Annotated in this window: 23 protein-coding genes and 1 tRNA gene; 7 read left to right on the forward strand and 17 right to left on the reverse strand. The window is 31.7% G+C overall.

Features of this window, described 5'->3' with window-relative positions:
- Positions 1-188 precede the first annotated feature (188 nt).
- Positions 189-1,073 (reverse strand): carboxypeptidase-like regulatory domain-containing protein, encoded by an 885-nt coding sequence (locus VRU49_RS10895; RefSeq protein ID WP_330146814.1) that lies wholly within the window; start codon positions 1,071-1,073, stop codon positions 189-191.
- A gap of 200 nt (positions 1,074-1,273) precedes the next feature.
- On the opposite strand from VRU49_RS10895, the gene VRU49_RS10900 reads away from it, so the two are divergent.
- The gene (locus VRU49_RS10900) at positions 1,274-2,920 is read left to right on the forward strand and encodes a M28 family peptidase (RefSeq protein WP_330146815.1); all 1,647 of its coding nucleotides are present in this window, start codon (positions 1,274-1,276) and stop codon (positions 2,918-2,920) included.
- A 29-nt stretch (positions 2,921-2,949) separates the two neighbouring features.
- Here VRU49_RS10900 and VRU49_RS10905 read toward each other — a convergent pair whose 3' ends face one another.
- Positions 2,950-4,422: an aminotransferase-like domain-containing protein gene (locus VRU49_RS10905; RefSeq protein ID WP_330146816.1), complete on the reverse strand. Its 1,473-nt coding sequence runs from the start codon at positions 4,420-4,422 to the stop codon at positions 2,950-2,952.
- A gap of 63 nt (positions 4,423-4,485) precedes the next feature.
- On the opposite strand from VRU49_RS10905, the gene VRU49_RS10910 reads away from it, so the two are divergent.
- On the forward strand, positions 4,486-6,345 hold the full coding sequence (locus tag VRU49_RS10910) for a TonB-dependent receptor plug domain-containing protein (protein WP_330146817.1): 1,860 nt from the start codon (positions 4,486-4,488) through the stop codon (positions 6,343-6,345).
- Positions 6,346-6,395: 50 nt separating this feature from the next.
- On the opposite strand, the gene VRU49_RS10915 is transcribed toward VRU49_RS10910, so the two are convergent.
- Positions 6,396-6,854, reverse strand: a complete 459-nt coding sequence (locus tag VRU49_RS10915) for a GNAT family N-acetyltransferase (protein ID WP_330146818.1) — start codon at positions 6,852-6,854, stop codon at positions 6,396-6,398.
- A 159-nt stretch (positions 6,855-7,013) separates the two neighbouring features.
- Between VRU49_RS10915 and map the strand changes: the two genes are divergently transcribed.
- Positions 7,014-7,775 (forward strand): type I methionyl aminopeptidase, encoded by a 762-nt coding sequence (gene map, locus VRU49_RS10920; protein WP_330146819.1) that lies wholly within the window; start codon positions 7,014-7,016, stop codon positions 7,773-7,775.
- Between the two features lie 37 nt (positions 7,776-7,812).
- Here the strand turns inward: map and VRU49_RS10925 are convergent, their stop codons facing one another.
- Complete coding sequence (locus VRU49_RS10925; RefSeq protein WP_330146820.1) at positions 7,813-9,447, reverse strand: ABC-F family ATP-binding cassette domain-containing protein; 1,635 nt, start codon at positions 9,445-9,447, stop codon at positions 7,813-7,815.
- Between the two features lie 314 nt (positions 9,448-9,761).
- Between VRU49_RS10925 and VRU49_RS10930 the strand changes: the two genes are divergently transcribed.
- Positions 9,762-9,841, forward strand: a tRNA-Leu gene (locus VRU49_RS10930).
- 396 nt (positions 9,842-10,237) lie between these two features.
- On the opposite strand, the gene VRU49_RS10935 is transcribed toward VRU49_RS10930, so the two are convergent.
- The 13 genes from VRU49_RS10935 to VRU49_RS10995 form a co-directional block, all read right to left on the reverse strand.
- Positions 10,238-11,629 (reverse strand): MORN repeat-containing protein, encoded by a 1,392-nt coding sequence (locus tag VRU49_RS10935; RefSeq protein WP_330146821.1) that lies wholly within the window; start codon positions 11,627-11,629, stop codon positions 10,238-10,240.
- Positions 11,630-12,097: 468 nt separating this feature from the next.
- Positions 12,098-12,373, reverse strand: coding sequence for a DUF3817 domain-containing protein (locus tag VRU49_RS10940; RefSeq protein ID WP_330146822.1), 276 nt, complete (start codon positions 12,371-12,373; stop codon positions 12,098-12,100).
- 26 nt (positions 12,374-12,399) lie between these two features.
- Positions 12,400-12,927: an iron-sulfur cluster co-chaperone HscB C-terminal domain-containing protein gene (locus VRU49_RS10945; RefSeq protein ID WP_330146823.1), complete on the reverse strand. Its 528-nt coding sequence runs from the start codon at positions 12,925-12,927 to the stop codon at positions 12,400-12,402.
- Positions 12,928-12,939: 12 nt separating this feature from the next.
- Positions 12,940-14,256, reverse strand: a complete 1,317-nt coding sequence (gene rseP / locus VRU49_RS10950; protein WP_330146824.1) for an RIP metalloprotease RseP — start codon at positions 14,254-14,256, stop codon at positions 12,940-12,942.
- A gap of 72 nt (positions 14,257-14,328) precedes the next feature.
- On the reverse strand, positions 14,329-15,474 hold the full coding sequence (locus VRU49_RS10955; protein ID WP_330146825.1) for a 1-deoxy-D-xylulose-5-phosphate reductoisomerase: 1,146 nt from the start codon (positions 15,472-15,474) through the stop codon (positions 14,329-14,331).
- Between the two features lie 56 nt (positions 15,475-15,530).
- Positions 15,531-17,018: a GH3 auxin-responsive promoter family protein gene (locus VRU49_RS10960; RefSeq protein ID WP_330146826.1), complete on the reverse strand. Its 1,488-nt coding sequence runs from the start codon at positions 17,016-17,018 to the stop codon at positions 15,531-15,533.
- Between the two features lies 1 nt (position 17,019).
- Positions 17,020-17,892, reverse strand: coding sequence for a hypothetical protein (locus VRU49_RS10965; RefSeq protein WP_330146827.1), 873 nt, complete (start codon positions 17,890-17,892; stop codon positions 17,020-17,022).
- Positions 17,893-17,911: 19 nt separating this feature from the next.
- Positions 17,912-18,877, reverse strand: coding sequence for a glycosyltransferase family 2 protein (locus VRU49_RS10970; RefSeq protein WP_330146828.1), 966 nt, complete (start codon positions 18,875-18,877; stop codon positions 17,912-17,914).
- Between the two features lie 6 nt (positions 18,878-18,883).
- Positions 18,884-19,834 (reverse strand): glycosyltransferase family 2 protein, encoded by a 951-nt coding sequence (locus VRU49_RS10975; protein ID WP_330146829.1) that lies wholly within the window; start codon positions 19,832-19,834, stop codon positions 18,884-18,886.
- Between the two features lie 279 nt (positions 19,835-20,113).
- Complete coding sequence (locus VRU49_RS10980; protein WP_330146830.1) at positions 20,114-20,686, reverse strand: DUF4199 domain-containing protein; 573 nt, start codon at positions 20,684-20,686, stop codon at positions 20,114-20,116.
- 11 nt (positions 20,687-20,697) lie between these two features.
- Positions 20,698-21,369, reverse strand: a complete 672-nt coding sequence (locus VRU49_RS10985) for a hypothetical protein (protein WP_330146831.1) — start codon at positions 21,367-21,369, stop codon at positions 20,698-20,700.
- Entirely contained in the window at positions 21,362-22,618 is a 1,257-nt protein-coding gene (locus tag VRU49_RS10990) for a dihydroorotase (protein ID WP_330146832.1), read from the reverse strand. Before VRU49_RS10990 ends, VRU49_RS10985 begins: the two co-directional genes overlap by 8 nt.
- 39 nt (positions 22,619-22,657) lie before the next feature.
- The gene (locus VRU49_RS10995) at positions 22,658-23,041 is read right to left on the reverse strand and encodes a hypothetical protein (protein WP_330146833.1); all 384 of its coding nucleotides are present in this window, start codon (positions 23,039-23,041) and stop codon (positions 22,658-22,660) included.
- A gap of 243 nt (positions 23,042-23,284) precedes the next feature.
- Here VRU49_RS10995 and hisG point away from each other — a divergent pair, with 243 nt between their 5' ends.
- From hisG to hisC, 3 genes are read left to right on the forward strand one after another with little or no spacing between them, the layout of a single operon-like run.
- Positions 23,285-24,136 carry an ATP phosphoribosyltransferase gene (gene hisG, locus VRU49_RS11000; protein WP_330146834.1) on the forward strand — a complete coding sequence of 284 codons (852 nt, stop codon included), beginning with the start codon at positions 23,285-23,287 and terminating at the stop codon, positions 24,134-24,136.
- 45 nt (positions 24,137-24,181) lie between these two features.
- Positions 24,182-25,462: a histidinol dehydrogenase gene (gene hisD / locus VRU49_RS11005; protein WP_330146835.1), complete on the forward strand. Its 1,281-nt coding sequence runs from the start codon at positions 24,182-24,184 to the stop codon at positions 25,460-25,462.
- 1 nt (position 25,463) lies between these two features.
- The gene (gene hisC / locus VRU49_RS11010) at positions 25,464-26,513 is read left to right on the forward strand and encodes a histidinol-phosphate transaminase (RefSeq protein WP_330146836.1); all 1,050 of its coding nucleotides are present in this window, start codon (positions 25,464-25,466) and stop codon (positions 26,511-26,513) included.
- The last annotated feature ends 1 nt before the right edge of the window (position 26,514 follow it).

Raw genomic sequence — 26,514 nt, forward strand, 5'->3', positions numbered from 1 at the left:
GATCTAATTTTAGATAGGTTAAACTCTATAACAAAAACTTTAGAAAGAAGTTTTAAATCAATTAACCCAAATCATAAACACTTAAAATTCAAATAAATATAATTAATAAACAGGGGAATACCTAATAAATTGCTTCTATTTTATTGATAACGGACTTTCAATACTAACCAACTAAAATATAGTTGTGCTTAATATTTTAAGGTGATTTTGAAATTAGGTTCATGAAAATAAACCCCTGGCCCTTCCTTTTTTTCTTTTTTACTATTTGCTGCAGTATAACTCACTAAATATTGTTCCCAGTCCTTTTCCATAAAACGGGTATAGATTTGCCCTGCACTTTTAGACTTACTACTTGTATAATAAGGATTTGTAATATTCGAGGTTTGAGTAAAATCTGCATTCCCTAACCATTCCAATGCAACAAAAACTCCATTATTATCAATAAATATTTTTTGATTTTCTAATTTATAGTGGAGTTTATTTTGTCCATTTTTCACTTTGATAATATTTTTTTCCAAGAATATTTCTTCACCAGGCTCACCCGTATCAGGATCAACATTAAACAAATGAACTTTTACCAAGGCTTCTTGAATACTTGAAATCCCAAACTTTAGCGCTGTAATTTGCCCGATTTTTAAATTTTTAGGTTGTACATATAATGCAACAGTCCTTCCTTTTATTCCAGAAATTAAAGTGCTTTTATCTCGAGATAAATTTCCTATATCAATTTTTTTATTTCCAATAGAACGACTAACATTATTAAAAAATTCTACATTCTCTAATTGAAAAACCAATGGTTCCATTTTTATTTTAAGAAAACTACTTAAATCGGACGAAGGGATTTCTATTTTCTTATAACCTAATGCACTTATAATTAATGTGTCGTTAGGGATCTGATTAAATTTAAAATTTCCGTTTAAATCTGTATAAACCCCTGAATTTTTTATTTTATAATAAACAGAAGCAAATTCTATTGGCTTACCTACTTCGGCATCCTTAACATTACCTTGCATATTTTGAGCATAAAGATTCTGCCCAAACCATAATAAAATACCTATTAAGAAAATCCGCATAAACAATGAAATTTTATAACTAACAGCCTTTCAATAACTAATATAAATATTTAATGAATAATTTAATATAAAAACTAAAATTTAAAACCAATTTGGGCTAAAATTTTAAATTGCTGAATTAAATTTAAAAATCGTCAATTTTAAACAAGAAATTTACGTTCAAAGATTGTATAACCTTATATTTTTCACTTAATTGCATTATGAAATTCAGATACTTATTAACCTTATTATCTTGCGCGGTACTGTCTAACGCGACTTTTGCCCAAGAACGTATTAGTAAAGATGTTGCATCTGCTATGGAATTAGCAAGTGCCGACCAAATGAAAGCAGACATTACCTACCTTGCAGACGACAAATTAATGGGTAGAAAACCTGGAACACCAGGTTATAAAATGGCAGCAGATTATGTTATTGAACAGTTAAAGAAAAATGGTGTTAAACCTGCTGGCGATAACGGAACTTGGTTGCAATCTCTATTAATGAGAAGTGCATCATTAGATCCAAATTTTACTGCAACACTTAGTTCGAAAAACTCAAACGATGTTTTAGCTTCAGTAAAAGATATTACAATTAGTGCAAATCCTGTTTCAAAAACTTCTAATGTAAATGCTGAAATAGTTTTTGTTGGTTATGGAATTAAAGATGCATCTAAAAACAGAGACGATTATAAAGGATTAGATGTTAAAGGAAAAATTGTTTTAATCGTTAGAGGTGCTCCTTCATCTTTTTCTCAGGCAGACGCAACTGCTATTTCAAGTGTAGCTAATATTCAAAAAACTGCAATTGAAAATGGTGCAATTGGTGTTATTACAGCTACAACTGTAGATAGACCAAACAACAACCCAAATGCAGCAGCAATGGCCAGCAGACCAAGTACTTCGGTTATGACTCCAAAAGGAGAATTAGTAATTTCATCAGGTTTTACTTCAGATAAACTTCAAATAGTAGGTAGTTTAAGTTTTGGAATGGTAAACAAAATATTTACTGCTGCTAATAAAAACTTAACTGAAGTTTTAGAATCACTAAAAAGTGGTAATATTCAATCTTTTGCTACAGGTTTTACTTTAAAAGCTAATTATAAAACCAACCATTCAGATTTCACAACTTTTAATGTGGCTGGTAAAATTGAAGGCTCTGACCCTAAATTAAAAAATGAATATGTTGTGCACAGTGCACATTTAGATCATATGGGTATTGGCAGACCAGTTGAAGGTGATTCAATTTATAATGGAGCGCACGATAATGCTTCTGGAGTAGCAAGTTTACTGCAAATAACAAAAGCTTATTCTGGATTAAAAGCAAAACCAAAAAGATCTATTTTAATCTTAATGGTTACGGCAGAAGAAATGGGCTTATTAGGTTCAGCTTATTTTGCATTAAAACCTACAGTAAATATTAATCAAGTTGTAGCTAACGTAAATACAGATATGCCAGCTATTATTGCACCGCTTTTATCTGTTACTGCTTTAGGCGCTGATCACTCATCATTGGTAAATCCTGTTAACGAAGCTTCAGCTTATTTAGGCTTAACCGTTGAACCAGATCCTGAACCAAATGAAAATAGATTTGTAAGAAGCGATCAATACAGCTTTATTAAAGAAGGAATTCCTGCTTTACACATTAAGTACGGAAATAAAACGCCTGATGGCAAAAACAATTTAGATGTTTTCGTTAAAGAATGGAGAGCTAAATATTATCATAAACCTCAAGATGATATCAATGGTATTTTTGATTTCAATGCGGGCAGAAAATATGCACAATTAAATTTCTTAATTGGATATTTAATCGCAAATGATGTTGAACGACCTAAATGGAATCCAGGTGATATTTTCGAAAAGAAAAAATAAATATAAAGGGTAGCTAGTCTACCCTTTTTTTATGCAGTTAAATTAGCTAAGCTTTTCTTTAATATAGAGAACACTTTATCCATTTCCTCTTTATTAAAATTCCCAAAACCTAATCTAGTGGCGGTTCTATATCGGTCTTGAAACAATAAGTGAGACGGTATAAACAAGCCTTGCTTTGCACATTCTTTTTTGAATTTTACTAAGTTAAATTTCACTTTCCATTCTATCCAAATTCCCAATCCACAGGTTGGAATTTCAAATTCAATTTTATTTTTAAAATTTAAGTTTAATAATTGAATAAAATAATCCCTCCTATCTTTATAAATCTTTCTATTCTTCTTATCAGAGCGATGAATTTCTCCTTCATTTATCCATTCTATTAAAACACTTTCTTTTAATAAATCGGAATTCGGTTCTATTAATTTCTGATGTTTACTCAACTCTTTTATTAATTCTGGTGTTGATGCAATAAATCCAAATCCAAATCCTGGCGGTAAAGTTCTTGAAATAGAGCCTACATAAATTACTCGTTCGGAAGCAGCCATTGCGGCTAATGGAAGTACAGCGTGACTATCAAAATGGAAATCATAATCGTAATCATCTTCCAAAATTATGAAGTCGTATTTTCTGGATAATTCCAACAATTCTATTTTTCGTTTTGCACTTAAAATTTTTGTTGTCGGGAAATGATAATTAGAGTTCAAATAAAAAATTCTAATTGGAGATTGTTCTAAAACCCTCAATAAATAGTTTAAATCTAAACCTTCTTCATCTAAAGGAATAGGCAAGATTTCGGCTCCCGCATCTGCAAAAACCATGTTGCTTAAATAATAACCCGGATGAATAATTGCCACTCTATTTCCTGACTCAATCAACGCTTTAATTAATACAAACAAAGCCAATTCGTGACTATTGGTCGTTAATAAATTAGATGCTTCTTTATTTATTCCTCGGGTTAGATTTAAATAATTAGCAATTGTTCGCTTAAATTCAGCATGAATGATTGGATTTAAAGTGTCTTGTTTCCTATGTTTTTCACGTTTTAATTGCGACAAATAAATCTTAGCCAGTACATCTGAATGGATTATTCTACTGTCAGGAAATCCCTCATTAAACTGCAATGGTAAATTACTTGTTTCTATGGGAGACTCTAATAAGGTTGATTTTTTAAATCTAATTTCTTTCAGCTTTTTCCCTGTATTCTGATTAGAAATTACTGGCTTTGATTTTACAAAAGTCGACAAGACAAATGTCCCTTTATTCGGCCTGATTTCAATAAAACCTTGAGATTCTAAATCGTTAAAAGACTTTATTAAAGTGTTTCTATTAAGGTCTAAAATTTCACTCAAAATTCTAGTGCCTGGCAATTTTGTCCCCTCCGGTAACCATCCCATTTGTATGGCCTTTATAAATTCGAATACAACTTGTAAATAAATAGGCGTGGTTGCCTTTTTATCAATTTTTATAAAGCTTTTAAAAGGAATTTTAACCGGACTATCCATTTTGTTGAAACTGGTTTATATAAGTGGTACGGCAAGTTAATAGTTTTGCACAAACTAATAACCATGAAATATTTAATTATATTATTTTTTCTAACATTACCTACAATATTAATCGCCCAGCAAACACCCGATTCATTATATAAAATCTCTGAAGTAAGTATCCTAGAAAATGGATTAAAAACACCAATTTCTAAACAAAACAGAAATGTTTACGTTATAAATCAACAACAAATTTCCAATTTTCCGGCTCGAACTTTACAAGAAGTTTTACAATTTGCTAATGGGGTTGATTTAAGACAACGAGGTCCATTTGGGAGTCAGGCCGACATAAGTATAGACGGCGGCAGTTTCGAACAAACGGTAATATTATTAAATGGAATTAAAATTATAGACGCCCAAACTTCTCATAATGTTTTAAACTTACCTATCCCTTTAGATGCTATTGAAAGAATAGAAGTTATTAGGGGTCCGGCCGCTCGTGTTTATGGGATTAATAGCTTAACAGGTGCATTAAATATTATAACTAAAGTTCCAACTTCGCCTAGCTTAAATATTAAAGCAGAAATTGGGAGTAATTTTGAAAAGAATGAACTAAATAAAAAAGCTTATTTGGGCAACAGTATTCATTTAGATAAGTCATTTATTGCGGATAAACATAAACATACTATTTATGGCAGATATGATAATAGCAATGGTTATAGATACAATACTGCTTTCGAAAACCTTAAGTTGTTTTATCAAGGAGACCTTATTATTAATGAGAATAATATTATAAACACCAATATTGGCTATATAAACAATGATTTTGGAGCTAATGGTTTTTATGCGCCACCGGGCGATAAAAATGCCACCGAATTGGTTCAAACGAGTATTGCAAATTTTCAATCAACCCATAAACTCTCGGAAAAACTCACACTTAACCCGAAATTATCCTATAGATATAACGATGACCATTACAAATATTTAGGACCAAATTCGCCATCAGGCAGAAGCAGACATTATTCAACAAGCCTAACTTCTGAATTAAATACCGTCCTACAAACTGATTATGGAGATTATAGTTTTGGCGCTGAATTTAGAAATGAACAAATTACCTCAACCAATATTGGTAAAAGAGAAAGATCTAATATGGGCGGATTTGCGCAATTCCGTACAGATTTTGGATCCAAAATAAATGTTAGTGTTGGTACCTATTTAAATTATAACACAGATTATAAATGGCAAATTTACCCGGGAATAGATTTTAGTTATGCTTTAAATAGTAAAATGAAACTATTGGCAAATATTGGAACTAGCCAGAGAATACCTTCATTTACAGATTTATATTTAGATCAACGACCAGGAAATATTGGAAACCCAGATGTAAAATCAGAAAACGCAATTCAATATGAATTAGGATTTAAATATTTAGCAGATAAATTAAGTATTCAAACCTATGCATTTCATAGAGAAATAAGTCGATTTATAGATTGGACCCGAGAATTAAACAATCAGCCTTGGCAAAGTAATAACATAGGCAGTTTAATTACGAATGGAATTAATACTAGAATTAATCTTAACGCTTTTAAAAGTTTACAACAAGATTTTAATATAAATTTAGCTTATACCTATTTGCACAGCAATTTTAAAGATGTAAACTTGGTATTGCCTTCTAAATATCAAATTGCAACTTTACAACATCAATTAACAGGCTTAATTAATTACAAGGTTGGAAGATACGCTTTATCAACAGCTTCAAGATTAAATAAACGAATTTTAGGGCCGGCATACTGGATACACGATATCAGAATTAGTAAAAATTATAAAAACTTTAACCTGTTTTTAGACGCAAACAATCTATTCAATGCAAATTATACCGAAGTAGGTGCCATTCCATTACCAGGAACATGGACAAGCTTTGGATTTAGAATTACAATAAATTAAATATTTTATTTTACGATTTTTTCAAATAAAAAGATCAGAAATTCAACTAATTAAAGGACTTTCTGAAAACAGATACTATCTTCAACTCCTTCATACTGACCGTAATTTGGAATTACTTGATAACCATTTTTTCGATATAAAGCTATTGCATCTTCCATAAATACGCCCGTTTCTAAAATAAATTGATTGAAACCCATTTCTTTACCCCAATTTTCTAACTCATTTAAAATAATTGAACCAACTCCCTTATTTCTATACGCTGGTGTAACAAACATTCTTTTTATTTCTAATGCTGATGGCGAATAAGCTTTAATTGCCCCTATACCAACCTTTGTAGAACCATCGTACACAACAATTACATGTTTAATAGAATCTATTTGATTAAACTGATCAAAAAAATCATGCAAATCACCATTAACTACAGCTAAATATTTATCTAATTCTACAACTAATGTTTTGAAGTCATTATGATCAGAATTGGTTCGAATAACATTATAATTAATTTTCATAGGGACGATTTTTTTCAAAGATAAAATTTATGAACCATAACAAAACGTAAAATATTTTTGATGAAAAAAGTAATTGGATTTAGACAACTTCTATAATAGAATATAAAAGCCTTTTGATGCAAAAATTTCCTATTTTTATTTAGCTGTAGTTAAAAAATTATGATTATTAGGTCTGAAGAAGAATTAAAAGGAATTAAAGCAATTAGCGATATTGTAGCCCTTACTTTAAGAAAGATGATAGATTATACCAAAATAGGTATGTCGACTTTAGAAATAGATGCCTACGGTAAAACAATTTTCGATACTTATGGGGCGGTATCTGCCCCCATTAAAGATTATGGGTTTCCTGGTAATACTTGTATAAGTGTAAATAATGTAATTGCACATGGTATACCCAGTCAAGATACCATCCTAAAAAATGGTGATTTAATTAATATTGATGTATCAGCAGAATTAAACGGATATTACTCGGACAATGGGTGTTCATTTATTTTAGGCGACGATATACAAGGTTTACAACCCTTGGTAGATACTTCTAAGAAAATTCTTAAACATGCTATTTCAATTATAAGTGGAGGAACTAAAATAGCTGATGTTGGAAAATTGATAGAAAATCAATCAAAAAACGCAGGATATAGAGTAATTAAAGATTTAGGCGGACATGGAATCGGCAGAAAACTACATGAAGATCCTGATGGAATAATGAATTATTATGTTGCGGATGATAAAATAAGAAGATTTAGAAAAGATTCTGTGGTAGCAATTGAGACTTTCATTGCTACCAAATCAAATCATATAATCACAGCAGAAGATGGTTGGACGCTAACCGGAGATAAAGGAGGATTTGTTGCACAGCACGAACATTCCTTATTAATTACCTCCGGAAAACCAATTATCCTTACTTCCTTAAACGGAATATAAAATACAAATTTTGATTTTTTATAGCTCAGTCTACAGTCTATCCTTGCTCAACTTGTCTTAAATTATCCATTTTTTTATAAGCCAAGAACCCTTTAATATCTTCGAAATGCTCGCGCACACGTTTATTACCGAATTCGAAAACTTTTTGAGCAAGACCATCAAGAAAATCTCTATCGTGGGAAACCAGAATTAAGGTTCCATCGAAATCTTTTAGTGCATCCTTAATAATGTCTTTAGTTTTCATATCCAAATGATTGGTAGGCTCATCCAGAATTAAGAGATTAACAGGCTCCAACAATAATTTTATCATTGCTAAACGCGTTTTTTCGCCACCAGAAAGTACTTTAACCTTTTTAGTTGTATCATCGCCGCTAAACATAAAAGCACCCAATAAGTCTTTTATTTTTATCGTTCCATCAGAAAGTGGGATTTGATCAATTGTTTCAAAAACAGTTAAATTCTCATCCAAAAGAGCTGCTTGATTTTGAGCAAAATAACCGATTTTGGCATTGTGTCCCACTTTAAGTGATCCTTCAAAATCAATTTCACCCATTATTGCCTTAATCATAGTAGATTTACCTTCCCCGTTTTTCCCAACAAATGCTACCTTTTCTCCTCTTTCTATAACCATTGATGCTTTTTCAAATACCGTATGGTCTCCATATTTCTTGGTCAACTCCTCAACAATAATCGGATATTGACCTGATCTTGGAGAAGGTGGGAATTTTAATCTTAATGCAGATGTATCCACTTCATCTATCTCAATAACCTCAAGCTTTTCTAACATTTTAACCCTCGATTGTACTTGAAGTGTTTTAGAATAAGTACCTCTAAATCGGTCAATAAATTCTTGATTATCGGCTATAAAACGTTGTTGCTCTTCATAAGCTTTTAATTGATGTAGACGGCGATCGGCACGCAATTGCAAATAATGAGAATATTTAGCTTTATAATCATAAATTCTGCCCATTGTTACCTCAATGGTTCTATTGGTAATATTATCAACAAATGCACGGTCGTGCGATATTACCATAACGGCTTTAGCCGAATTAATTAAAAAATCTTCTAACCATTGGATACTTTCAATATCCATGTGGTTAGTAGGTTCATCTAAAAGAATTAAATCTGGCTTTTTAAGCAAAATTTTAGCCAATTCTATACGCATACGCCATCCACCAGAAAACTCTGACGTTAACCTATTAAAATCCTTACGTTCAAACCCTAATCCTTTTAAAACCTTCTCAACCTCGGCATCGTAATTGGTTTCTTCAACAGAGTAAAATTTTTCACTTAATTCAGAAACACGTTCAATTAACTTCATGTAATCGTCGGTTTCGTAATCTGTTCTAATGGTCAGTTGTTCATTCAACTCATCTAACTCTTTCTGCATCTGATTAATTTCTTCAAATGCCTTCATGGTTTCCTCAAACACTGTAACCTTATCTTCTGTCAACAAATGTTGCGGTAAATAAGCGATAACCACATCTTTAGGAACAGTTACATTGCCAGATGTTGGTTTAGTTGCATTCGCAATAATCTTTAAAATAGTAGATTTTCCAGCACCATTTTTACCCATTAAGGCAATTTTATCATTTTCATTAATAGAGAAAGTAACGTCGCTAAAAAGGGTTGTCCCACCAAATGAGACAGAAATATTATTAATATTAATCACAGGTATTAGAAAATTGAATGAGCGGCAAAGATAAGTTAATGCCTTGAAAATTTTAAGTGCTTCAACAACAATATTGCTATTTGTAAAATAATAAAAAATATACCATTTGTAAAGATTTTTAGAAACAACAAAAAGATAACTGTTTTAATATCAGTACTCCACCAATTTTAACAGGAAGATTTACAACCTATACAATTGCCTACCGCTCATTAATTTAAAAAATAAATAAATAATTATTCAATTTCATAATTGCAAAATCAATCAATATAATTAACTTTGTTATCTGTTAAGCGAAAAGTCTAATGCTTATAGCTGCCCAGCTGGCGGAATTGGTAGACGCGCTGGTCTCAAACACCTGTGGGAAACCGTGCCGGTTCGACTCCGGCGCTGGGTACTAAAAATCTTCAGAACTCTGAAGTTCAATTAAGAAAAGTTCTTAATATTTATTTATTGAGAACTTTTTTTTAAAAAAACATCCATTATAACCCCACTTATTATTTTCCAAAAACATATTTTTCAAAAATTTTAAGACTTTATAGAAACTTTCGTATCTATTTATCTAAACAATTAATATTGAGAATTACGTTATTTACTATCTTTTTTAATAAAACAATTAGAATCTTGGGTTTTTAAGTTGAAATTAAAATTTATTCTTCAAAAAAACTTTGTTTTATCGCAATTATTATTTAGCTGAATTAAATCTGATCAACCTTAATTTTAATATCTCAATAACTTTAAAAGAATTACAATAAAAGTAATTATTGACTATAATTTTCATTAATAAATAGTTTTAATCACCACAACTTTTATCCAGAGGATCAAAAACTCCTTTTTTCCAACATCCACTATTTAAAATTTTTCCCGATTTATCGTACAAGATACCTTTCCCATTAGGCAAACCTTTGTCTAAAATTCCTTCGTATCTTTTTCCTGATGACTTATAATACAAGGTTCCTTTATACTCTCCAAACAGACTATGTTTGCCTTCGAAAAAATCCCCGTTTGGATAATAAGTAATTCCATTAATAGGAACTGGAAGTCCTCCAATTACAAATGAAACAAGTTCTCCTTGATATCTATTACCGTTTTTATAGGTCACAGTACCTATACCTGTACATTTTCCGTTATAAAATTCACTTTTATAAATATCACCAGAAGAAGAAGTTACAGTACCAAATCCATTTTCATATCCATTTTTAAATGGTCCTTCGTAAATCATATTATTAATATACTTCATCTTACCCATGCCTTCCATATTATTATAATTAAAATCGCCCTCATAAATAGAGCCGTTTTTAAAAATATAAACCCCCTTTCCCTGCTTCAAACCCTTTACAAAATCGCCCTCATAAACATTTCCATTTTCATACCAAAATTTACCTTTTCCATTAGGTTGCCCATTTAAATAATCGCCTTCATAAACTACTTTCCCCGAAGCCAATATCATTTTACCTTTTCCATTTGGCAAATTATTTTGAAATATTCCATCCAATACCCTGCCATCATTATAAATCATTTTTCCTTTTCCACTAGCTTTTCCATTCTCTATTTCACCTTCATAGGTTCCCACATTTAAAATAAGCTTTCCAACTGATTTTAACGTAACTTCAGTCTTATTGGTTTTATTAACGTTATCTACTGGAACCGCTTCTACTTTTGAATTACTTCCTAAATATTTATTCTTATCAAATAAACCTTCCTCTACCTTTCCGTTTGCATAGGAGTATTTCCCATATCCGGTACGATATCCCCCTTGCCATTCTCCTTCATATTTACTTCCGCTTTTCCAGAAATAACTTCCTTTTCCACTCTTTTGTCCGTTTACAAATTCCCCGATATATTTATCACCAATCAGATAAAAATAAGTTCCTTTACCATGAAATTTACCATAAGCCCAATCTCCTTCATATTTATCTCCTTTTGGCGCATTTACATGACTGTAATCAAGTGTTCCTTGACCGTGAAAATAATTATCCTTCCAATTTCCTTTATATGTACCTCCAGGTTTGCCCATATATTTAATTATACCTTCGCCATACCCATTTGCTTTACCGTTAATTACAGAACCGGAATACTCTATGGTCTGGTTGGTATTAGAAGGTAGAACAAAGCTTAGCTTTTCTTGAGCATAAGTGTTAAAACAAAAAAATATTGACAAAAGGAGTAAAAATGATTTTTTCATCTGAAGTAGGAAATACTTTAAAATAAATATAACTATTTAATTTTTAAGTTCTTAAGGGAATCAAAAATAAAAAATCTATTGATTTTTTTATATATATTAAGAGTGGATATTGAATTTTGTATTTATCCTTTAGAAAGTAAACGGTAAATGAAAAAATTAAATGATACTAAATATTCATAAAAAAATTAATATTTACTTAATTTCCAACATAATAATAAGCATTTTGTTCTACAAAAAAACAAAAACTAAACCTTTATCAGGCGCAGAATGCTTTGATTAATAATTTGCATTTAAGCAACATAATTTTAAATTACACCTCCTCAATGTTCAAGCCTGATTCATAAAACAGCAAGCTTTATAGTTCAGATTGATCCCTGAAACAAACAGAAAAACTTAATCAACAGTATGCATTTAAGGAAGTTTACTCAACAAAATCAAAAAACAGAAATAGAACAAGATTAAGCTATTTTACAAATACTTCTTCTCTACCCAAAAAGTAGCGAATGGAATTAAAGAAGCTCCACCTATTAATGATGCTTTCCAAAATGGCCATTTTAATTTTGACCACAACACGAAAAACATAGCTATATAAACCACAAAAAGTAGTCCATGTGCCCAACCCACATAAGTAACCATTAAAGGCATATCTGCTAAGTATTTTAAGGGCATAGCCACAAAAAACAACAATACGTTAGACACACCTTCCCAGATGGCAACTTTTTTAAATAATGATAGTAATCCCATTTTAGTTTTTAGAATAGCTTAAATAATTAACCCATTTTAGTTAGGGTTTCATTTAAACGCGCAAGATACTTAGAGCGATAATAAAGATCTTTAATTTTAGATAATTTTACCTGTTTATGATCTTCATCTACAACATCAAAGTCATTAGTATGAAGGTTCAATTCATCGTTTAAACCTGCTTCAAATTTAGAAATTAGGGATTTAACTTTTTGCAGTTCTTCTACATTAGGATCAAACTGCAAATCCATAAGTTTTTCATTTATTTCCATCATTTCTATAAGAAAATCTTGAGGTAAATTATAATGCTCTTCTTCTTTAATAGCGCCTAATAATTGCAATACATACTCTATAAGCCTTTTTTTATCGCTAAAAGTTTGATAAGCTTTGGTGTTTTCTGTAGATAATTGCAATACTTCTTCCTGTATTTCTGCAGATTGATTTGCATAAAAATCAGGATGATATTTTTTACTCAACGCATAATACTGCTTTTTTACAATTGCAGGGTCTGGCGAAAAAGAAACAGGCAAATCATAAAGTTCAAAGAAATTCTTCATTACTATATGGATTTAAATGCCAAAGAATTTCAATATATCGTTACCAAATGCAAATATCATTAGTGAAATAAGTATTAAGAATCCAGCAATTTGTGCTTTTTCCATAATTACATCACTAACTGGACTTCCTTTAATCATTTCAATTAATAAGAATACAACATGTCCGCCATCTAAAGCCGGAATTGGCAATAAATTCATAAACGCTAGTCCAATTGAAATTAAAGCTGTTAAACTCCAGAAATTAATCCAATCAAATTCAGATCCATATATTTTAGCAATACCAATCGGACTGCTTATATTTCTTGCACTTGCATCACCTTTAAGAATTTTACCAATGCCTTTTACGTTATCCATGAAACTATTAGCCGCCATTTTAACGCCAATAGGAAATGCTTCAAAAAATCCAAAATGTGTTGTCTCTCGCTTAATTTCACCAATAAATGGGTAGTAACCTATGGTTCCCAAAGAATCTATACGTACATTGAAATTTTGAACATCATTATTTCTTAAAACTGCAATCTTGGCTGTAGAATTCTTATTAGCTGTTATAATTTCTTTCACTTGATCTTGGAAATTAACTTTCTTGCCATTTATAGAGACAATCTTATCGCCCTTCATCAAACCCGCTTTTGCAGAAGCAGAATTTGGTATAATGGAATCAATTGTTGATGTTAATCTAGGCTCTACAAATAAACCTTTAGCATCAGCAATTTTATTAAGAAAATCATCTGGAACTTTAACGTATAAGGTTTTATTTCCTCTAACAACAGTTAAAGTAGTTTTATCTAAAAGTACCTTAGAGCTTTTAATTTCTTCGAAACGAAGTACTTTCTGACCATTAATAGCTATAATTTTATCGCCATTTTGTAATCCAATTTCTTTTCCTACCGGACCAGCATGAATTCCGTTAACAACTGATGAGTTGGGTGTATAAGTTTGACCGTACTTAAACGTCATGATCCAAAATATCACGCAGCCAACAATAATGTTAACAATAATTCCACCCAACATCACAATTAAACGTTGCCAAGCGGGTTTAGCTCTAAATTCCCATGGTTGAATAGGTTGTTCCATTTGCTCGGTATCCATAGATTCGTCTATCATACCTGCAATTTTAACATAACCACCCAATGGTAGCCATCCTATACCATATTCTGTATCTCCATATTTAAATTTGAAAAGCTTTATTCCGTATGCATCGAAAAACAGATAAAACTTTTCTACTTTAATACCAAATGCTCTTGCTGCTAAGAAGTGTCCTAGCTCATGTAAAATAACTAATATTGATAACCCCAGCAACAGCTGGCCCGCCATAATCAATCCATCCATTCTTTATTTCTTATTTTTTAGTGTCGACATTTTAAATGCCGAATATAGTTAGAATCTTTTTTATTTATACTGTTACGAATTCAGTAATTTTTCGGCAAAAATACGTGTCTTTTTGTCGCTATCTACAAAATTCTCAATCGATGAAGTTACATTAAATTCAACTTCTTCCATACATTTTTTTATCAAATTACTCATTTCTAAGAAGCCTATTTTATCCTTCAAAAAGGCCTCCACAGCTACTTCATTCGCTGCATTTAAAATAGTTGGCATGTTCCCTCCCTTTTCCATAGCTTGATAAGCTAAACCTAAATTCGCAAACACTTCCCTATCTGGTTTAAGAAAACTTAAAGTAGGAAAATCTATAAAATTAAACCTCGGGAAACTTGTTGTAATTCTATGAGGATAGTTTAACGCATAATGAATAGGCAATTTCATATCAGGTAAGCCCATTTGCGCTTTCATTGAACCATCTTTAAACTGAACAATAGAATGTATAATAGATTGTGGATGTACAATAACATCAATTTGTTCTGGCTTTAAACCAAACAACCATTTTGCTTCAATTACTTCCAATCCCTTATTCATTAATGAAGCCGAATCGATAGTTATTTTAGCACCCATTGCCCAATTAGGATGTTTAAGGGCTTGTTCCTTACTAACTGTAGCTAAGTAATTTAAATCCTTGCCTAAAAACGGTCCGCCAGAAGCAGTTAAATATATTTTTTCAATTGTATTATAATCTTCTCCTACCAAGCATTGGAATAATGCTGAATGCTCAGAATCAACTGGAATTATTTCCACGTTATGCGATGTAGCTAATCCCATAATTAACTCACCTGCAACCACTAAAGTTTCTTTGTTTGCTAATGCGATATTTTTTCCGGCTTTTATAGCTGTAATTGTAGGTTCTAATCCCGCAGCACCAACCAATGCAGTTAATACGATGGTAGTTGATGGTAAATTTACAGCATTTAAAAGTCCAGATTTACCTGTTTGTACTTCGAAATCAGGCAAACTCATTTTTACTTTATCGAAATGATCTGTATTACCAATTACAACTAGTTTCGGTTTAAACTCTAATGCCTGTTCTATTAATAATTTATAATTCTCTTGAGCAGTTAATGCATCAATCGTATATAAATCTGCATTATCCCGAACAACCTCCAAAGCCTGTGTGCCTATTGAACCCGTTGATCCAAGTATAGATATATGTTTCAAATGTAATTTCTAATTAATTCTTGTTGATGTTATTTTCTATTACGCACTTAGTAAGATTACCCCAATTTATCTACAATATTTCTATCGTTTGATAAACGAGGAACTTTGTTTTGTCCACCCAATTTCCCCTCACTTCTCATATAATTCACAAAACTCCCTTTTGGCAAACTTACCATTTTTAAAGGTTGTAAAATCTTTCCTTCAATTAAGTCAAAATAATAAATATTTTGTACTTGCAATGCTTTATCTACTTTTAAAGCGAAATTATTTAAGTCTTTTGGAGGATTAGAAAATTCGACAAACCATTCATGATAAGGTAAATCGCCAACTGGCGGATTAACTTGTGGTGCCACTGTAAATTCTGTGATTCCAACTTTCTCTTCTTCGGCAACAGATAAGATAGCCTTTTCTACTTCTTCACCTATTACATGTTCACCAAAAGCAGAAATATAATGCTTAATACGACCAGAAACTATAATTTTATATGGATTTAAGGAAACAAACTTAACTGTATCGCCAATACTATAACCCCATAATCCCGCATTTGTGTTCATTATTAATGCATAATTCTTACCTAGCTCTACCTCCGTTATATTTAATCTGGTTGGGTTTTCATCAAAATATTCTTCAGCAGGAATAAATTCAAAAAATATACCGGCATTGGTGAGCAATAAGAGGCCTTTATCATCCTGTTTATCCTGATAAGCGATAAATCCTTCAGAAGCTGGATAAGTTTCTATGGAATCAATCTTTCTTCCTATACTTTCTTCTAATTTCGCTCTGTATGGCTCAAAATTGACACCGCCATAAACAAAAAGACTAAAGTTCTTAAAAATATCCTTGATTTTCTTACCACCAGATTTTTCTGTTAATCTGTCGAAATACATTTGCACCCAAGGTGGAATCCCCGAAATAAGGGTCATATCTTGATGGATAGTTTCCTCCACTATAGCATCTACTTTTTCTTCCCAGTCTTCAATACTATTGGTTTTAAATGATGGCAATCTGTTTTTTTGCAAATAATTTGGAACATGATTCGCTACTATACCAGAAAGTCTTCCAACAAAAACACCATTCTTTTTATCCATAACCGGACTTCCTTGCAAAAATATCATCTTCCCATTTACAAAGTCGGCCTTTCCAGTTTCATGAATATAATTTAACAATGCATTTCTGGCAGCTTTAATATGTTGTGGCATAGATTCTTTAGAAATTGGAATATATTTTACTCCAGAAGTCGTACCACTGGTTTTAGCAAAATATTGTGGCTTTCCACCCCATAAGATATCGGCCTCACCATTTACCATTCTATCAACATAAGGCTTTAAATCTTCATAATCCCTAATCGGAATATGCTTTTTAAATGACTCATAGTCTTTTATTTTAGAAAAATGGTGATCTTTTCCAAAAGCAGTATTTTTTGCCAAGGCTACGTTTTTCAGCATAATAGCCAATTGGTCTTCCTTAGCTGTTTTTTTTCTACGCTCAATTCCACGAACTACCCATGCCGCAAACGGCTTACTCAAAGCTGCTTTAAAACCCATATTAAATAATATTATGCAATATATCTGGATGTTCTTCTCCCTTATATTCGTTCATAATTTTTCTATAAGCTACAGAAAACAATGAAGTTGTAAACGGAACCACCACAAATGAACTAAAAATGGCAGCTAAAAGAGATACATAGGAATTAATATCATAATTAAAAAACATGGATATCATATTAAAACCCGATAAAGTCCAATAAAAAAATCCAAAAACAATTACTTGAATTAACACCAAGGTTATTAAAATATAAAGGAGTTTAATAAAATTTCCCTTCGTGGTTGCCAAACTTAATTTTATAGATTCAAATGGAGAAGCTCCCTTATCTATGATAAAGAACGGGAAAAATATAATTCTAATAAAAGTAAAAAATATACTGATTACAGCTATAGCAACAGCAATTTTCACAATTACATCCCCAACTTGGGTAAAGCTATCAATCAAGCCTGCATCTACGGCTAAACGCAAAACGAAATCCAAAATATAAAGAACCGGAAACAAAGCAATTCCAACAAAAAATATACTTAACCCAAAATATAAAGTCCCGATTAAAAATCGGATAATTTCATTTCTGGTTGGCAAAGTTTCTATAATCTGAGGCTGAACATCTTTACTATCTAATACTTTAAAAATGTACTTAATTAGCGATAAATGAACCATACAATATAAAATCATAAAGATAATTAGCATTACCACTCTTACTCCTATATGCAATTGACCCATAAAAAAAGCCAAAAAAGTAGAAGTAGAGAACGTTATAAACAACATGAAACAAAAGGTGGCGATAGAAAAATAATTATCGCGTGTTACTGCCCATGCTTGCATTATTACATCCTTAACAATAAATGTACTTTCCTTTAAATATTGAATCATAATTTAAATAATTATAGAATTATTTTTTAAAAACCACTCTTTTAACAAAATCTTGAATAAAGCCTAATCCATAAGCTGTTAACTGAATAAAAGCAGCAGCAATACTCAAAATTGCGATTTTAAATGATTTATTTATATAGAATGAGTGTAAAAATAAAAGTGAAAAATAGAAACCTAATATAGCATTCCCTAAATAAGCTAATTTGCATCCAAATAAGTTTAACAGAATTAATATTGCAAAACCTACAGTAAAAATTGCTGGAAAAAAATGAACAGGTTTAAGCTCTGATGGGAAATGTTTATAGATATTTATTCTGGCTCGACCAAAAAAATGCAACTGTTTATAGAATTGAGATAAACTAGTTCTGCGTTTATGATAAACCTTAGCATTAGGAATTAAGCCTATTTTAAAACCAGCATTATGAATTCTAATACTATATTCGATATCTTCACCTAACCTAGTTAATTTAAATCCGCCTACTGTTTCATAAACTTTTCTCGACACACCCATGTTGAAACTTCGGGGATGAAACTGACCCAAATGCTTTTTATTTCCCCTAATTCCTCCAGTTGTAAATGGAGAAGTCATGGCATAACTAATCGCTTTTTGTAAGGGTGTAAAACTTTTATGCGCTGCATCTGGACCACCAAAAGCATCTAAAGGATGTTCATATAAATAATTACAAACTATTTCCAAGTAATCTTCTGGAATTAAGCAATCTGAATCAAAAATTATGAAATAATCGCCTTTAGCTCTCTCAAATCCATAATTTCTTGCAAAACCTTGTCCGCCGTTCTCTTTAAAATAATAATGAAGATCTAATCTATTTTTAAATTGATCCGCAATTTCCCGAGCATCTAATTTGGAACCATCTTCAATTATAATTACTTCAAACTGTGTATAGGTTTGTATAACTAAGGTTTCTAATAGCTCTAAAATTTCTTGAGGTCTATTATAAAGTGGTATGATGATAGAAAAGAACACCTTGATTTAGATTTCAGATTCAATTAAATAAGCATTTCTCTCAGGGGCATTTCTAGTTACTAATTCAGCCACAAATCCCGCTAAAAACATCTGTGAACCTAATATTATGGCTACTAAAGCTAAGTAAAACAAGGGTTGTTCAGTAATTTCCCTTTTATAAGGAATATGTGCCCAAACATGATATAATTTCACACCAATAATCCACAAGGTCATTATCATACCCAAGAAGAAACTTAGAACACCAATTGCACCAAAAAAGTGCATAGGTCGCTTACCGAACTTACCAACAAAAAATATTGATAATAAATCAAGGAAACCGTTAATAAATCTGCTTAACCCAAACTTTGTTACACCATATTTTCTTGCGCGATGCTCTACAACTTGTTCTCCAATTTTTTTGAACCCTGCCCATTTAGCAATAACTGGGATATAACGATGCATTTCGCCATAAACTTCAATGGTTTTAATAACATCTTTACGGTAAGCTTTTAGTCCGCAGTTAAAATCGTTTAAATGAATTCCGCTCATCTTTCTAGTTGCGGCATTAAACAATTTGGTAGGTATGGTTTTGGTAATTGGATCGTATCTTTTCTTTTTCCAACCAGAAACTAAATCGTAACCTTCTTCTTTTATTCTTTTGTATAAAACTGGAATTTCATCAGGACTATCTTGTAAATCGGCATCCATAGTAATTACTACTTCGCCATTTGCAGCTTCAAATCCAACATTTAAAGCAGCCGATTTACCATAATTACGTCTAAATTTTATACCTCTAACTGATGAGTTTTCAGCTTTAAGTTGATTTATTACCTTCCAGGAACTATCCGTACTACCATCATCAATCATAATTACCTCATAGGTGTATTGATGGGCTAACATTACCTTATTAATCCAACTGATTAATTCGGGCAATGATTCCTCCTCATTATAGAGCGGGATGATAATGGAAATATTCATTTATAGAGTTAAGATGCTTATTTATGCAAAAATACTGAATTTGTAAAGATAATTAAAAAACATATAGTTGAGTGCAGTAGAATTATTAGCAATTTTTATTCCTAATTTACTGTAACCGCTTATCTTCTAGCCCCAGTCATTATTCGCTCTTGGAAACCCTAATCTAAAGACTAAATTAAATTTAGAAGATTACCATTTTGATGTTCTAACGTAAATAAAATTCACAAAAAAAGCTGCACTTTAATAAAGTGCAGCTTAATTATTAAAATTCTAAATATTTTAATCCTCGTTTACAAATAAAGGAGGGTTCTTTTTAAAAATTCCAGCAAAAATTAAAGAGATAATAAAAACAAATATAATTGCAATTAAATATCCTTGAGCTTGTTGCATAAAAGTTCCGTTATTTCTTTTATCGAAATCATCACGCATTTTTTGAATTTGAGTATCAACAACATCAGATTCCATACCTTGATCTAACATCATTGTAGAAGTTAATCCTTCAATATTATCTTGTAATCGCTCTTGTAAACCCGGTGAAATATATTTACTGTAAACAACATTTCCTGCTGTAGAAATAGCAAAAGAAATTAAAAACATAATAAAGATTTTAGATACGGCTTCTTTAAATGTCCAATAACCTCCTACCTTCTTTCTTAAATCCTTAGTAAAGAATATTGATATAACTATAGGGATAATTATACTAATAATTATTGGTGCAAGGGTTAAGGTTAATAAAGAGTCTGTACCTACAATAATGTAAGTTGAAAGAATGGTTAAAAATAACATGCATAAGCCTAAGCCCAAGCCATTTTTTAATGCTTCATTATTAGCATTTGTTTTCACTGTTTCCATAAATAAGTTTGTTAAATTTTATTAAAATTAACAATTAATGTATAAAGTGCAACATCAAATGATGCATTATTGCTAAACTTCTCTAACTCCTCAATAGATTTTTCATCAATATTTGGTTGGTTAAAAAAGCACATAAATGGAACAAATAATTCTTCCATTTCTTCATTTAAATTCATAAGTCCAGCATTATTACAAATATCTTCGATACTTGATTCAGCTAATGCTTGATTGCTGATTAAATCTTCATAAATATGGAATTCATCTTGAAATTCGTCCTCATCAACCAATAAAAACTCCTTTAAAAAGTCGTCTAAACTGGGTTGAATATGCTCATCTTTACATTCATTCACATATAAAAGAAGGTTTAAGAACTCTGTACCACGATCTAAAGTTTGCTCTTCAATATCTGCCCACTCTTCGCTATCCAAATAATCTGCTTCCAATTTTGCTGCATCAGCAGTAAAGAAATTTATCATCATTAAATCGAAATAAACTTCTTTTAATTCTTCGAAACCTTCATTAGATTCAAATACAGCATCAAATTTATCTGTCTTCTCAAGAAAATTTCCTTCCCAATTAAAAACCTCTAAAATTTGATTTAAGAAATTCTGACTATCGATTTTTTCTATCTCTGCAAATTTCTTGATTGATGCTTTTAAAGCTTTTTCTACTGCCTTATTCATAACGTTTTAATTGTTTTTGGTGATAGGTTGCGATTACTTTTCCTGTTAATTCTTGATTTAAGAAAGGCGAATTCGAAGACTTAGAATAATTATTTGATGTATCATACAACCATTTTTTATCTGGTTGGTACAATACAAAGTTAGCTTTTGAATCTAAGTTTATTGATGATGTTTCTAATTTTAATATTTTTCTCGGACTTTTCCCTAATTTCTCAGCTATGAGTTCATAGCTTAAGCCAGCTTTTAACAAAATTGGCAACACGGTTTGTAAACCAATCATGCCATAAGCGGCTACTTCAAATTCAACCGCCTTAAATTCTATCTCATGTGGTGTGTGTTGGGATGTAATGGCATCAATAGTTCCATCTTTTAAGCCGGCAATTAATGCTTTTACATCAGCTTTTCCTCTTAATGGAGGTTTAACTTTATAATTACTATCGAAATCACTTAAAGCTTCTTCTGTAAGCAGCAAATGATGAGCTGCAACATCACAGGTAACTTGTACGCCTTCTTTTTTAGCTTTTTTAATTAAAGCTACAGATCCTGCAGTGGAAATAGTTGAAATATGAATTGGGGCATTATGATAAGCTGCCAAAAATAAATCTCTACTGATATGCAACTCTTCGGCCAATGCCGGATTTCCTTTCATTCCCAACATTACGCTATTGCTACTTTCATTAATCATTGCCTTCCCTGCAATTTCTCGATTTTCAGGGTAAGAAAAAATCAACGCTCCAAAACCATTTGCATATTGAATAGCCCTACTCATAAATCCAGCATCTTGTATTGGATTTACGCCATCTGAAAATGCTTTTGCACCAGCGATGAACATATCGTAAAGTTCTGCTAAATCTTTTCCTTCGGCATTTACGCTTACAGCTCCTATAGGTTGTATTTCTACCTGAAATTCCTTAGTTCTATTTAAAATATACTCTACGGCAGATTTATTATGAACTACCGGCTTTGAATTTGGCATTAATGCTACACCTGTAAACCCTCCAGCACTTGCTGCTGCCTGTAAGCTTACAAGATCTTCCTTGGTTTCTATTCCAGGATCTCCAGCAACAACATTTAAATCGAAAAATCCTGGCGATAACACTCCGCCAGAGATAACTTCTTTATCAGAAGATTTTAAATCCAATGTTCCTATTTCAGTATAAATACCTTTTTCTATTCGTACATCTACTTTTTGTAAATTAAATGCACTCTCTGAATCGGCAATGATAACACCTTTAAGAAGTATATTCATGAGTTGGTTTGGATTGATTTTTTATTAAATAATTAATTTTCAATGATTATTAAAGCAAATTGAATTTAACAAACTTGGTTTCTTCTGTCCCATGCCAAAATGCTTTGCAATTAAGCGTAATGACTGACTAAAAATTTCTACAAATGTAGATGGTAAATTCCCCTTTTTCGCATCAATATCGTTTTTATTACCTAAAACAGGATCAATTTCAATTATTAAGTTGCTGCTATAAATCAATTCATCGCTCCAAGATCGATTGTATAAATTTGGGTATAAGGTTGTAATCCAACCAAAAATTGAATTCCCAAGAGTTTTACTAAATCTTAGATTAGCATTAATATTTAAGTGCGAAAAAAAATGAGAAATAACCGCAAATTGGATTAAAAAAGGGGCAAATAGAAATCCTGGGTTAATGAAATTCATTAAAAATCAAAGTTAATATTTTTTTATAAACAAAAAAAATTGATGTATTAGTTTCAATTTATAAATTCCTTGCATTATATTTGCCCCATCAAAAAGCCAATCTATTGGCAACTTTTATGGTAAATATTTTAAAACATCATCATCTGCATCATAACCATCATCATTGCGCATAAGCAATCGTTGCAGACTCTGTTTTAACTAATCTTTTTACCTAACACTCCCCCTTTTTAAATTTTATACATCTTGAAAACGATTAAAATCGCTATCCAGAAATCTGGTAGGCTAAATGAAAAATCTGTTGAGCTACTAAAAAATTGTGGCCTAAATTTCGAAAATTACAAAAGTTCGCTTATATCTAAAGTTACCAATTTCCCATTAGAAATACTGTTTTTAAGGGACGACGATATTCCAGAATATGTGCAAGACGGAATTGCTGATTTGGGTATTGTGGGCGAAAACGTAATTGCTGAAACAAAAGTTTCTACACATACACTTCAAAAGCTAGGATTCGGAAAATGTACGCTGAAAATTGCGGTTAAAAAAGATGAATTAATTAGTGATATAGCCGAACTGGAAAATAAAACCATTGCTACTTCCTATCCAATCATTCTACAAGATTATTTAGATAAAAATAATATCAAAGCTAATATTAGAACCATCTCTGGATCGGTAGAAATTGGACCTGGTTTAGGATTGTCTGATGCAATTTGTGATATTGTTTCTACAGGAGCAACTTTAAAAAGTAACGGATTAGTTCCGTTCGCCGATGTGTTAAGTTCAGAAGCTGTTCTGATAACTAAAAACACCAATGAAAGCTCGCACCTAATTGAAGAGTTACTGCAAAGAATTCAATCTGTATTAAGAGCAAAAAATACTAAGTATGTCGTACTAAATACACACCAAGGCAACCTAGAAAAAATTGTCGATTTATTGCCAGGTGTTAAAAGTCCAACCATTGTTCCACTTCACGAACCAGGTTGGTTAGCGGTTCATTCGGTTATCCAAGAATCAGATTTTTGGCCAAAAATAAATAGCTTAAGAAAAGCAGGTGCAGAAGGCATTGTGGTTATGCCAATTGAAAAAATCATACTATAAATTGAATATTTTATCATTAACTAAAAGTTAAATTAAAAATATAATATGCTTAAAATCTACAACTTAAAAGAGTTATCTAAATCAAAAATTGAAGAAATAAGCTCGAGAGCATTAACGGACGATAAAGACATAGAAGTTGATGTAAAAGTTATTTTAGAAGGGGTAAAATCTGACGGCGACGAGTATTTAAAATCATGCAATAAAAGATTCGATAATTATAATGGAGATAATTTATATCTAGAACTGAGTACTCTTCAAGAATTGGCCTCAAAAGTGAGTGAGGATTTACAGCTTGCCATTAAAACGGCCATAACTAACATCAAAAAATTCCACCAAACACAACTTATTAAGGAAGAGAGAATTGAAACCACCAAAGGAGTTGTTTGTTGGAGAGAAAACAGAGCGATTGAAAAAGTAGGCTTGTATGTCCCAGGAGGCTCTGCTGTACTACCAAGTACATTTTTAATGTTGGCAATTCCTGCTTTAATTGCTGGTTGCAAGGACATAGTTGTTTGCACCCCACCCAATGATAAGGGCTTAGTTAATCCCGCTATAGCTTTCTGTGCCATTAGCCTAGGTATTGATAAAATTTACTTAGCCGGAGGCGCGCAAGCTATTGGCGCTATGGCATTTGGCACACCTTCTATACCTAAAGTTTATAAAATATTTGGCCCTGGAAATCGATATGTTAATTTCGCAAAATCGTTGGTCCAAAAATGGACGGCTATTGATTTACCAGCTGGCCCATCAGAAGTTCTAATCATAGCTGATGAGTTTGCAAATCCTGAATTTTTAGCAGCCGACCTATTAGCACAAGCAGAACATGGATCTGATAGTCAAGTTGTTTTAGTTTCCACCTCAAGTGATATTTTAGATAAAACAAATCGAGCTATTGCAGAACAATTTACAAATTTGCCGCGTAAAGAGATCGCATTAAACGCATTGAAAAACTCTTATGGCGTTCTAATTGATCGATTAGAAGATGGATTTTCTTTCAGCAACGAATACGCTCCAGAACATTTAATCTTAGCCGTTAACAACCCAGAAAGTTATACTCATCTCATTATTAACGCAGGATCTGTATTCTTAGGAAATTACACCCCTGAAAGTGCTGGTGATTATGCTTCTGGAACTAATCATACTTTACCTACCGCCGGTAATGCAAAGGCATATTCTGGGGTATCTGTTGACAGTTTTTTAAAAAAAATCACGTTTCAAAAGATTAATAAAGAAGGAATTAACAATTTAGGCAACACAATTGAGATATTAGCAGAAGCCGAAGGCTTACAAGCACACAAAAACTCAGTTACATTACGTTTAAAATAAAATGGATATACAAGATTTACAAAGAGATAATATAAAACAGCTTAAACCTTATTCCACCGCAAGAGCAGAGTTTAAAGGTAATGCAGAAATATTTTTGGACGCAAATGAGAACCCCTACGGCTCCCCCCTGCCCCAAGCACACAACAGGTACCCTGATCCTATTCAAGCGGCTCTGAAGGAGCGTATCGCGCAAATAAAGGGTATTCCTCCTAAGCATATCTTTATTGGAAATGGAAGCGATGAAGCAATCGACTTAATTATTCGAGCTTTTTGCGAGCCTAAACAAGATAATATTATTATTATGACACCAACTTATGGGATGTATGAGGTTTCAGCTCAATTAAACAACGTAGAAATAAAACGGGTTTCCTTAACTCCAGATTTCCAACTCGATTTAAATAATATCGCCGAAACCATCAATTCAAACACAAAAGTTGTGTTTATATGCTCGCCAAATAACCCTACAGGTAATTCAATTAAAAAATTAGATATAGAGACCTTATTAAATAATTTTCAAGGACTTGTAGTAGTGGATGAAGCCTATATTAATTATTCAAAGCAATACTCAATTATAAATGAATTAACCGAATATCCAAATCTGGTTGTATTGCAAACTTTCTCAAAAGCATGGGGTTTGGCTGGACTAAGAATAGGAATGGCTTTTGGTTCATTGCCTTTAATTGAAATCTTAAACAAAGTAAAACCTCCTTATAATTTGAGTGAAGTAACTCAAAAATTAGCTGTTGAAGCTTTAGATAATTTACCGCTAATAAATAGCTGGATTAAGGAAACAGTTGCAGAAAGAGAGTTATTGAAAGACAATTTAATAAAATTAGATTTCGTAGTTAATGTATATCCATCCGATGCAAATTTTCTGCTGGTAAAGTTTAATGATGCCAATGCAGTTTACAATTATTTATTAGAAAACGGCATAATAGTTAGAAATAGATCATCAATTGAAATGTGTGAAAACACGCTCCGAATTTCAATTGGAACACCTCAAGAAAATGAAAAACTTATTGCTTGTTTAACTCGTTATAATGTAGCCTAAC

The sequence above is a fragment of the Pedobacter flavus genome (genome assembly GCF_036324285.1).
Taxonomy (GTDB): domain Bacteria; phylum Bacteroidota; class Bacteroidia; order Sphingobacteriales; family Sphingobacteriaceae; genus Pedobacter; species Pedobacter flavus.